The sequence below is a fragment of the Parachitinimonas caeni genome (assembly GCF_030129945.1).
In the GTDB taxonomy this organism is placed as follows: domain Bacteria; phylum Pseudomonadota; class Gammaproteobacteria; order Burkholderiales; family Chitinimonadaceae; genus Parachitinimonas; species Parachitinimonas caeni.
Genome location: NZ_JARRAF010000302.1, coordinates 1 through 255 on the forward strand (window position 1 = coordinate 1; position 255 = coordinate 255).

The 255-nt window shown below is 73.3% G+C and carries 1 protein-coding gene; it reads left to right on the forward strand.

Annotated elements, in window-relative coordinates:
- On the forward strand, window positions 1-255 hold a 255-nt coding region (locus PZA18_RS24795), incomplete at both ends, for a hypothetical protein (RefSeq protein WP_284103543.1).

Below are 255 nucleotides of genomic sequence, written 5' to 3' on the forward strand. Positions count from 1 at the left end.
CCGGTGTGCAGGATCTGTCCGGATCGGTCCGTCAGCTGCCAGTGCTGGCGGGCCTGGGCGTCGTCACTGCGCCAGTCGGCGGTCAGCAGCATGCGCTCGGCGGTGGCGCTGCCGACCCGGTAGACGGCCATCGCCTGCCCCCCCGCCAGCGGCAGGCTCTGGCCGCTGAGCAGTTCCGGCACGTCGGCCTGGGGGCAGGTCTGCAGGCGGAAGGTCAAGGGTTCGGCGTGGCGCCGGTCGCTGCGTACGCTCAGC